General features: G+C 70.8%; 11 protein-coding genes. 8 read left to right on the top strand and 3 right to left on the bottom strand.

What is annotated here, in order from left to right; all coding sequences use genetic code 11:
• The 6 genes from pyrF to metK form a co-directional block, all read left to right on the top strand.
• A partial coding sequence (pyrF, locus tag GL263_RS15915; protein WP_228456542.1) for an orotidine-5'-phosphate decarboxylase occupies nucleotides 1-830 on the top strand: 830 nt, incomplete at its 5' end.
• 312 nt (nucleotides 831-1,142) lie between these two features.
• Complete coding sequence (locus GL263_RS15910; RefSeq protein WP_143646760.1) at nucleotides 1,143-1,466, top strand: integration host factor; 324 nt, start codon at nucleotides 1,143-1,145, stop codon at nucleotides 1,464-1,466.
• Between the two features lie 84 nt (nucleotides 1,467-1,550).
• On the top strand, nucleotides 1,551-2,108 hold the full coding sequence (gene gmk, locus GL263_RS15905; RefSeq protein ID WP_182856379.1) for a guanylate kinase: 558 nt from the start codon (nucleotides 1,551-1,553) through the stop codon (nucleotides 2,106-2,108).
• Nucleotides 2,109-2,134: 26 nt separating this feature from the next.
• Nucleotides 2,135-2,407 (top strand): DNA-directed RNA polymerase subunit omega, encoded by a 273-nt coding sequence (gene rpoZ, locus GL263_RS15900; protein ID WP_143646758.1) that lies wholly within the window; start codon nucleotides 2,135-2,137, stop codon nucleotides 2,405-2,407.
• A 143-nt stretch (nucleotides 2,408-2,550) separates the two neighbouring features.
• Nucleotides 2,551-3,795: a bifunctional phosphopantothenoylcysteine decarboxylase/phosphopantothenate--cysteine ligase CoaBC gene (gene coaBC, locus GL263_RS15895; protein WP_182856378.1), complete on the top strand. Its 1,245-nt coding sequence runs from the start codon at nucleotides 2,551-2,553 to the stop codon at nucleotides 3,793-3,795.
• A 263-nt stretch (nucleotides 3,796-4,058) separates the two neighbouring features.
• Nucleotides 4,059-5,282, top strand: coding sequence for a methionine adenosyltransferase (gene metK, locus GL263_RS15890; protein ID WP_182856377.1), 1,224 nt, complete (start codon nucleotides 4,059-4,061; stop codon nucleotides 5,280-5,282).
• Nucleotides 5,283-5,354: 72 nt separating this feature from the next.
• Here metK and GL263_RS15885 read toward each other — a convergent pair whose 3' ends face one another.
• Nucleotides 5,355-5,762, bottom strand: a complete 408-nt coding sequence (locus GL263_RS15885) for a RidA family protein (RefSeq protein ID WP_182856376.1) — start codon at nucleotides 5,760-5,762, stop codon at nucleotides 5,355-5,357.
• A 95-nt stretch (nucleotides 5,763-5,857) separates the two neighbouring features.
• Between GL263_RS15885 and GL263_RS15880 the strand changes: the two genes are divergently transcribed.
• A complete protein-coding gene (locus GL263_RS15880; protein ID WP_182856375.1) occupies nucleotides 5,858-6,241 on the top strand; it encodes a winged helix-turn-helix transcriptional regulator in 384 nt (127 codons plus the stop codon).
• Between the two features lie 16 nt (nucleotides 6,242-6,257).
• Here the strand turns inward: GL263_RS15880 and GL263_RS15875 are convergent, their stop codons facing one another.
• On the bottom strand, nucleotides 6,258-6,728 hold the full coding sequence (locus tag GL263_RS15875; protein WP_182856374.1) for an NUDIX domain-containing protein: 471 nt from the start codon (nucleotides 6,726-6,728) through the stop codon (nucleotides 6,258-6,260).
• 22 nt (nucleotides 6,729-6,750) lie between these two features.
• Nucleotides 6,751-7,947: a helix-turn-helix transcriptional regulator gene (locus tag GL263_RS15870; RefSeq protein WP_182856373.1), complete on the bottom strand. Its 1,197-nt coding sequence runs from the start codon at nucleotides 7,945-7,947 to the stop codon at nucleotides 6,751-6,753.
• Between the two features lie 75 nt (nucleotides 7,948-8,022).
• Between GL263_RS15870 and GL263_RS15865 the strand changes: the two genes are divergently transcribed.
• A complete protein-coding gene (locus tag GL263_RS15865; protein WP_182856372.1) occupies nucleotides 8,023-8,226 on the top strand; it encodes a hypothetical protein in 204 nt (67 codons plus the stop codon).
• Nucleotides 8,227-8,418 lie beyond the last annotated feature (192 nt).

Below are 8,418 nucleotides of genomic sequence, written 5' to 3'. Positions count from 1 at the left end.
CCGTCGTCCCGTTCGGAGCCCGGCTGCGCCGCGCCATGGACAGCCGGGGCCCGCTCTGCGTGGGCATCGACCCGCACGCCGCGCTGCTCGCCGACTGGGGCCTGACGGACGACGTGGTCGGCCTCGAACGCTTCACCCGCACGGTCGTCGACGCGCTCGCCGACCGGGTCGCCGTGCTCAAGCCGCAGTCGGCGTTCTTCGAGCGGTTCGGCTCGCGGGGCGTCGCCGTGCTGGAGCGCGCCGTCGCCGACGCCCGGGACGCCGGCGCGCTGGTGCTCATGGACGCCAAGCGGGGCGACATCGGCTCCACGATGGCCGCGTACGCCGCCGCCTACCTCGACCCGTCCAGCCCGCTGTTCTCCGACGCGGTGACCGTCAGCCCCTACCTGGGCTTCGGCTCGCTGCGGCCGGCGCTGGAGGCGGCCGAGGCGGCCGGCTCCGGGGTCTTCGTGCTCGCCCTGACCTCCAACCCGGAGGGCGCGGAGGTGCAGCGCGCCATCACGGCCGGCGGCGGCACCGTCGCCCAGGCGGTGCTCGACCGGATCGCGCGGGAGAACGCCGGCGCCGACCCGCTCGGCTCGGTCGGCGCGGTGGTCGGCGCGACGCTCGGCGACACCGGGGCGGACCTCGCCGTCAACGGCCCGCTGCTGGCGCCGGGCATCGGCGCGCAGGGCGCGACCGCCGCCGACCTGCCGAAGGTGTTCGGCGAGTCGGTACGCAACGTCGTGCCGTCCATCAGCCGCGGGGTGCTGCGCGCCGGCCCCTCGGCGGCGGCCCTGAGGGAGGCCGCGGACGCGGCCGTCGAGGAGCTGACGGGGGCGCTCGGCTAGTGCTCGGGGGCCCGCTCGGCGCCCGGAAGGACGCCGCCCGAGGCCCCTTCCGAGTGGATGGTCGATACAGCGATCCGTTCCGAGGGCTTGACAGTGCTGTGCTTTGTCCGGAAAAGTCCTGGTCGAGTCAAGGCTGACCAGGACTTTTCCGCTGTTCTCGCTGACTGGAGGCCTGGTGTGGCGCTAGTCTCCGACGTGAGCGACGCGACCAACGCGTGGCTCGTTGCTCCGCAGGTGCGGGGCCACTAGGTTCCACACCTGGGCTCCACACGATCCATGTATCCGACCGTTCAAATCTGAGGTGACGAAGGCGTGGCTCTTCCGCCCCTTACCCCTGAACAGCGCAAAGCCGCGCTTGAGAAGGCCGCCGCGGCTCGCCGGGAGCGCGCCGAGGTCAAGAACCGGCTGAAGCACTCCGGTGCCTCGCTCCACGACGTGATCAAGCAGGGTCAGGAGAATGACGTCATCGGCAAGATGAAGGTCAGCGCTCTCCTGGAGAGCCTGCCCGGCGTCGGCAAGGTCCGCGCCAAGCAGATCATGGAGCGCCTCGGCATCTCCGAGAGCCGCCGCGTCCGGGGCCTGGGTTCCAACCAGATCGCCGCCCTGGAGCGGGAGTTCGGCAGCACCGGCGCGTGACCTCCGGGCCGTCGCGGACCGCCGGGGCACCCCTCGCGGTGCCCCGTGGTCCCAGGACCCGAAAGAAACCGGGATAATCGCTGCATGAGTGAACGTCCGCGGCTGACCGTGCTCTCCGGACCCTCCGGGGTCGGCAAGAGCACGGTCGTCGCCCATCTACGCACGGTCCACCCCGAGGTATGGCTCTCGGTCTCGGCCACCACCCGCAAGCCGCGCCCGGGGGAGCGGCACGGCGTGCAGTACTTCTTCGTGGACGACGAGGAGTTCGACAAGCTCGTCGCCAACGGGGAGCTGCTGGAGTGGGCCGAGTTCGCCGGCAACCGCTACGGGACGCCCAGACGGGCGGTGCTCGACCGGCTGGAGGCCGGCGAGCCCGTCCTGCTGGAGATCGATCTCCAGGGCGCCCGGCTCGTCCGCGAGTCGATGCCCGAGGCGCAGCTGGTCTTCCTCGCGCCGCCCAGCTGGGACGAGCTGGTCCGCCGGCTCACCGGCCGCGGCACCGAGTCGCCCGAGGTCATCGAGCGCCGCCTGGCGGCCGCCCGTACCGAGCTGGCCGCCGAGCCCGAGTTCGACACCACCCTCGTCAACACCTCCGTCGAGGACGTGGCCGCCGAGCTGCTAGCCTTGATGCGTATCAATTGATCTTCAACCCCATCGGAAGGCAGAGCGTGTCCTCTTCCATCACCGCGCCCGAGGGCATCATCAACCCGCCGATTGATGAACTGCTCGAGGCCACCGACTCGAAGTACAGCCTGGTGATCTACGCCGCCAAGCGCGCCCGTCAGATCAACGCCTACTACTCGCAGCTCGGTGAGGGCCTCCTCGAGTACGTCGGCCCCCTGGTGGACACGCACGTCCACGAGAAGCCGCTGTCGATCGCGCTGCGCGAGATCAACGCGGGCCTGCTGACCTCCGAGGCCATCGACGCCCCGGCCCAGTAGGCGCCAGGGTCCACGGCCCGCCCGGCCGCGGGTCCGCACACAAAACGATCACCACGGGCCCGGCAGCGCGACTGCCGGGCCCGTGGTGTGTCACAGACGTCACAGCGGCGGCCGCGAGCCGAGCGGCCGCGGGAGAGGGAGCGATGGACAAGCCCAGGGTCGTCCTCGGCGTCGGCGGCGGCATCGCCGCCTACAAGGCGTGCGAGCTGCTGCGGCGTCTGACCGAGAGCGGCCACGACGTCCGCGTCGTGCCCACCTCCTCCGCGCTGCACTTCGTCGGTGAGGCCACCTGGTCCGCCCTCTCCGGCCACCCCGCCGGCACCGAGGTGTGGGAGTCCGTGCACGAGGTGCCGCACGTCCGCATCGGGCAGCGCGCAGACCTGGTGGTCGTCGCCCCCGCCACCGCCGACCTGCTCGCCAAGGCGGCCCACGGCCTCGCCGACGACCTGCTCACCAACACCCTGCTCACCGCCCGCTGCCCGGTGGTCTTCGCACCGGCGATGCACACCGAGATGTGGGAGCACCCGGCCACACGGGCGAACGTCGAGACCCTGCGCCGCCGCGGCGCCGTGGTGATCGAACCGGCCGTGGGCCGGCTGACCGGCGCCGACACCGGCAAGGGCCGGCTGCCCGACCCCGGCGACATCTTCGACGTCTGCCTGCGCACCCTGGCCGGACGCCCGGCGGGCGGCGCGCCCGGCGGCCCCGCCCGCGCCGGCGACATGACCGGCCGGCACGTCGTGGTCAGCGCCGGCGGCACCCGGGAGCCGATCGACCCCGTGCGGTTCCTCGGCAACCGCTCCTCCGGCCGACAGGGCTACGCGCTCGCCACCACCGCCGCCGCCCGCGGCGCCAGGGTCACCCTGGTCGCCGCCAACACCAGCCTGCCCGACCCCGCCGGCGTCACCGTGGTGCCCGTCGGCACCGCGCTCCAGCTGCGCGAAGCCGTGCTGAAGGCCGCGGCCGACGCCGACGCCGTGGTGATGGCCGCCGCCGTCGCCGACTTCCGGCCCGTCCGCTACGCCGAGGGCAAGATCAAGAAGCGGGACGGCGAGGAACCGGCGCCGATCGCCCTCGTGCGCAACCCGGACGTGCTCGCCGAGATCTCCGCCGACCGGCCGCGCGCCGGCCAACTGGTGGTCGGCTTCGCCGCCGAGACCGACCAGGTACTCGCCAACGGCCGCGCCAAGCTCGCCCGCAAGGGCTGCGACCTGCTGGTGGTGAACGAGGTCGGCGCCGACAAGACGTTCGGCTCCACCGACAACGAGGCCATCGTGCTGGCCGCCGACGGCACCGAGGTGCCGGTCTCCCACGGCCCGAAGGAGAAACTGGCCGACACCGTGTGGGACCTCGTCGTCCAGCGCTGGTCGCCGCCGCCCGGCTCCTGACCGGCGGTCGGCGCGCGGTGTGACCAACCCGTCACCCGGCGCCCGCGACCCGCCCTCGGCCCGGCGCGGAGGCCTCGCGGAGGCCTTTTGTCCACCTTGGCGCGCCTTTGCAGGTTGTTGCCGTGTGTCCGTTCCGCGAGAAACCCTTGACCGTCGCTGTAGTGCGTACGGATAAACTGTCCGAGGATCGTTTGCTCCAGGGCGCAGCCCCTGAACGGTCCACCCATGATCAGCCAGCAGCCGCTGCAACCCCAGGGAGCGATGTGTCCCGCCGCCTGTTCACCTCGGAGTCCGTGACCGAGGGCCATCCTGACAAGATCGCTGACCAGATCAGCGACACCATTCTCGACGCGCTGCTCCGGGAGGACCCCGCCTCGCGGGTCGCCGTGGAGACGCTCATCACGACCGGCCTGGTGCACGTGGCCGGCGAGGTGACCACCAAGGCGTACGCGCCGATCCCCTCGCTGGTGAGGGACAAGATCCTGGAGATCGGCTACGACTCCTCGAAGAAGGGCTTCGACGGCGCGTCCTGCGGCGTGTCGGTCTCGATCGGCGCGCAGTCCCCGGACATCGCCCAGGGTGTCGACACGGCTTACGAGTCCCGGGTCGAGGGTGCCGTCGCAGAGCGAGAGGCTGACGAGCTGGACCGGCAGGGTGCCGGTGACCAGGGCCTGATGTTCGGCTACGCGTGCGACGAGACGCCCGAGCTGATGCCGCTGCCGATCACGTTGGCGCACCGGCTCTCCAGCCGGCTCACCGAGGTCCGCAAGAACGGCACGATCCCCTACCTGCGGCCGGACGGCAAGACGCAGGTCACCATCGAGTACGACGGTGACAAGGCCGTCCGTCTCGACACGGTGGTGGTGTCCTCGCAGCACGCCTCCGACATCGACCTGGACTCGCTGCTGGCCCCGGACATCCGCGAGTTCGTCGTGGAGCACGTGCTGAAGCAGCTCGTGGAGGACGGCATCAAGCTGGACACCGACGGCTACCGGTTGCTGGTGAACCCGACCGGTCGCTTCGAGATCGGTGGCCCGATGGGCGACGCCGGTCTGACCGGCCGGAAGATCATCATCGACACCTACGGGGGGATGGCCCGTCACGGCGGCGGTGCCTTCTCCGGCAAGGACCCCTCCAAGGTGGACCGGTCCGCCGCGTACGCGATGCGCTGGGTCGCCAAGAACGTCGTCGCCGCCGGTCTCGCCTCGCGCTGCGAGGTGCAGGTCGCGTACGCGATCGGCAAGGCCGAGCCGGTCGGCCTGTTCGTGGAGACCTTCGGCACCGCCAAGACGGACGTCGCGAAGATCGAGCAGGCCATCACCGACACGTTCGACCTGCGCCCGGCCGCGATCATCCGCGACCTGGACCTGCTGCGCCCGATCTACGCCCAGACCGCCGCCTACGGCCACTTCGGCCGTGAGCTGCCGGACTTCACCTGGGAGCGCACCGACCGCGCCGACGCCCTCCGCAAGGCCGCCGGCCTCTGACCCACCGCGCCTGGCGGGCCCCGGACCGGGGCCCGCCAGGCGCCGCGGGCGCCACCGGAAAGCGACCGCCGCTCACGCGAGAACCGCGACCGCCTCGATCTCCACGAGGTGCTCCGGCACGTCGAGCGCGGCCACTCCCAAGAGGGTCGCCGGCGGGGCGGCGGTGGTCCCCAGCCTCTCGGCCGCCCGCCCGATTCCCTCCATCAGCTGCGGCATCTTGTCCGGCGTCCAGTCGACGACGTGGACGTTCACCTTCGCCACGTCGTCGAAGGTGCCGCCGGCCTCGGCCAGCGCGGTGGCGACGTTGAGGTAGCAGCGTTCGACCTGCGCGGCGAGGTCGCCGACCCCCACGGTGGTGCCCTCGGCGTCCCAGGCCACCTGCCCCGCGATGAACACCAGCCGCGTCCCCGTCGCGACCGCCACCTGCCGGTAGGCCCCCACCTTCGGAAGTCCGTCGGAATCCATCAGCGTCACGGTCATGCTTCCGCCCTCCTGGTTTCTTGCGGTTACTGGGAAACCGTAAGAAACTTTCTCCTGACCTGGAAGAACGCACTTTTTAGTGACTGGGGCACCCGATGGTTACCAAGGCCGAGGCCGCCGACCTGCCCGAGAACGCGGACCTGCGCCGCGCGGACTCCCTGGCCCGGGAGATCTTCTCGGACATCGCCAACAAGTGGGCGCTGCTGATCATCGAGGCACTCGGCGACCACACCCTGCGCTTCAGCGAACTGCGGGACGGGGTCGAGGGCATCAGCCACAAGATGCTCACCCAGAACCTCCGCATGCTCGAACGCAACGGCCTGCTCGAACGAACCGTCCACCCGGTCGTGCCACCGAAGGTCGAGTACACCCTCACCGAACCCGGCCGCGCCCTACGCGCCACGATCGACGGCCTCTGCGAATGGACCCAACGCCACCTCCACGAGATCGAAGCCTCCCGCCACCGCTTCGACACCTGACGCGTTTCCGGTGCCGCTACCCGAGGTAGGGCGCGGCCTGCCCCTCCAGAAAGTGCCGAATCCGCAACCGCTGCGTGTGATGCATCGGCAGCGCGCCAAGCTCCTCCACCGCCACGAAACGCACTTCCGTACTCTCCTCCGAGACGGCCAGCGTGCCGCCGAGGAGCCGGGCTACGAAGCACACGTTGAACTGCCGACGCACCTCACCGTCGCTGTACGCGATGATGTGCCGGGGATCGGTGTACGTCCCGACAAACCCCGTGATCTCCACGTCCAGGCCCGTCTCCTCCTTGACCTCCCGCACGGCCGCCCCGGGCAAGGACTCGTCCACCTCCATGGCGCCGCCCGGCAGCGCCCACAGCCCGCTGTCCCGCCTCCGCTGCATCAGAACGCGCCCCGCCTCGTCGACGACAACGGCAGAAGCCGCCACAACCAGGCTGTCAGGCCTGGGCGCCCTCGGATCGTCGTAGAACTCAACACGCGCCATACGGTCACTCCTCCACGGGGGGTTACGCGGCGCTGTCGAGTACGGCGCGCACCTCAGGCACGTCTCGGAACTCTTCGAGCCGAGTGAGTACGACCCGCACACGCTCCGCCGTGCGTTCGCTGGACACGTCTGCGGACAGAGCGACGACGCGTTCCGCCGTCGCCGCCGCTTCCTCCGGCTCGTTGGCATCCGCGAGTGCGACGACAAGCCACGAGAGGTACAAGGCGAGTTCCCGCGTATGCGTTGCGTCGTACCGGGACAGAACCTCTCGCAGTATCGGCACGGCGCGGAGAGGGCGGCGCAGCTCGGTGTAGACGCGGGACTCCATGACCTGGAGTTCTCCGGCATCCACCCAATAGAGGTAGCCGGGTTCGTCCTCCCCGCCGTGGCCGGCAAGTGCGTCACTGGCGGCGTTGACCGCCCGCATCGCTTCCTGCGCTTCCCCGCGTTTGGCGTGAGCCCACGCCACCCGATCGAGGTAAAGGGCACGCGCGCGTGGAGGCGCGTCGTGAGCGTTCTCCAACGCCGCACGGGCCATGGTGAGACCTTCCCGGACGTCCCCGGTGTTCATCCGCTGGTATGCCAGCGAACCCAGGAGATTGCCCGCCAGCGTCGTGTCCCCTGCCGTACGCGCTGCCGACAAACCGAGCCGATAGATCCGTTCGGCCTGGTCGTGCTGACCGGCGTCGCTGGCGATCCACCCGGCGATCTGGGCGAGTTCCCCGATTGCCTGCAAGAGAGACCGGCCGACCACCTCAGTGAAGGTGCCTTCCCGGTAAACCCTTACAGCGGAACGGAGTTCACGAAGAGCCGGACGCAGCAGGTCACGCCCCCCAATCACGTCGTCGGCAAGCCTGAGCCCATGCACGCGCTGCTGCAAATCCCGGACGGCGTCCACCCCGACCCGCCGCCCCCGGCGGGCTGTGAGAGGGGCGAGCGGATCGCCCTCAGGCAGGTAGTCGTCCAGCGACGGCAAGGGCGGCTCCGGCGGCGTGCCTGCCCCCGTGAGCGCGTCGACAGGGACCCCGAGCGCGGCGGCGAGAAGCGGCAGCCATTCGCGGGGCTTGCGCTTTCCGGTCTCCCAACGGCTGATCTCCTGCCGACCCACCGGTTCTCCGATGACTCCAGCCAGCCGGCAGACCTCCCGCGCCAAGCGGGACTGACTCCACCCGTGCCGCTCACGCTCCCGCCGGATGTTGGCCCCGATGCTGCTCCCCATAGCTCAAGTCTGGCCGACAGATGGCCGACACGTGGCCGCTCGCTCTAGATCCACTCCCGCCGCACGCTGAAGAACATGACTGAAGTGACGCGATACGGCACGCCCCCGGTTGAACTGCCGTTGCGGCTGGACCTGGCACTGGAACCGACGCCCGTCCCAGGGTGCGCGGGATGCGGCGAACTCGCCGCCCTGCGGGGGCGGGCCCGCGCCGTCGGAGACCTGACCACCGTCACCGACTGCAACGTCCTCATCCGTCGGCATCCGGAGGGGCACCGGTGAGCGACGAGAAGACCACAAGTCCGGGGGAGCCGCTGCTGACCCTCCGGGTCTCACGGGACAGCGGGCGCACGTGGAGCGCCACGCGGGTCATCCGCAGTTCGGAGAAGCTGGCGCCACTGCCGTCCCCGAACTGGCCGCTCTGCGAGTGCCCCCGGTGCTGCCCACGCACGTGAGGCGGGGACGGTGCGGGGC

It is taken from the genome of Streptomyces durbertensis (assembly GCF_014156695.1).
GTDB lineage: Bacteria > Actinomycetota > Actinomycetes > Streptomycetales > Streptomycetaceae > Streptomyces > Streptomyces durbertensis.
The sequence above is the reverse complement of the archived record's forward strand: the minus strand, read 5'-3'. Positions and strand labels throughout refer to the sequence as shown.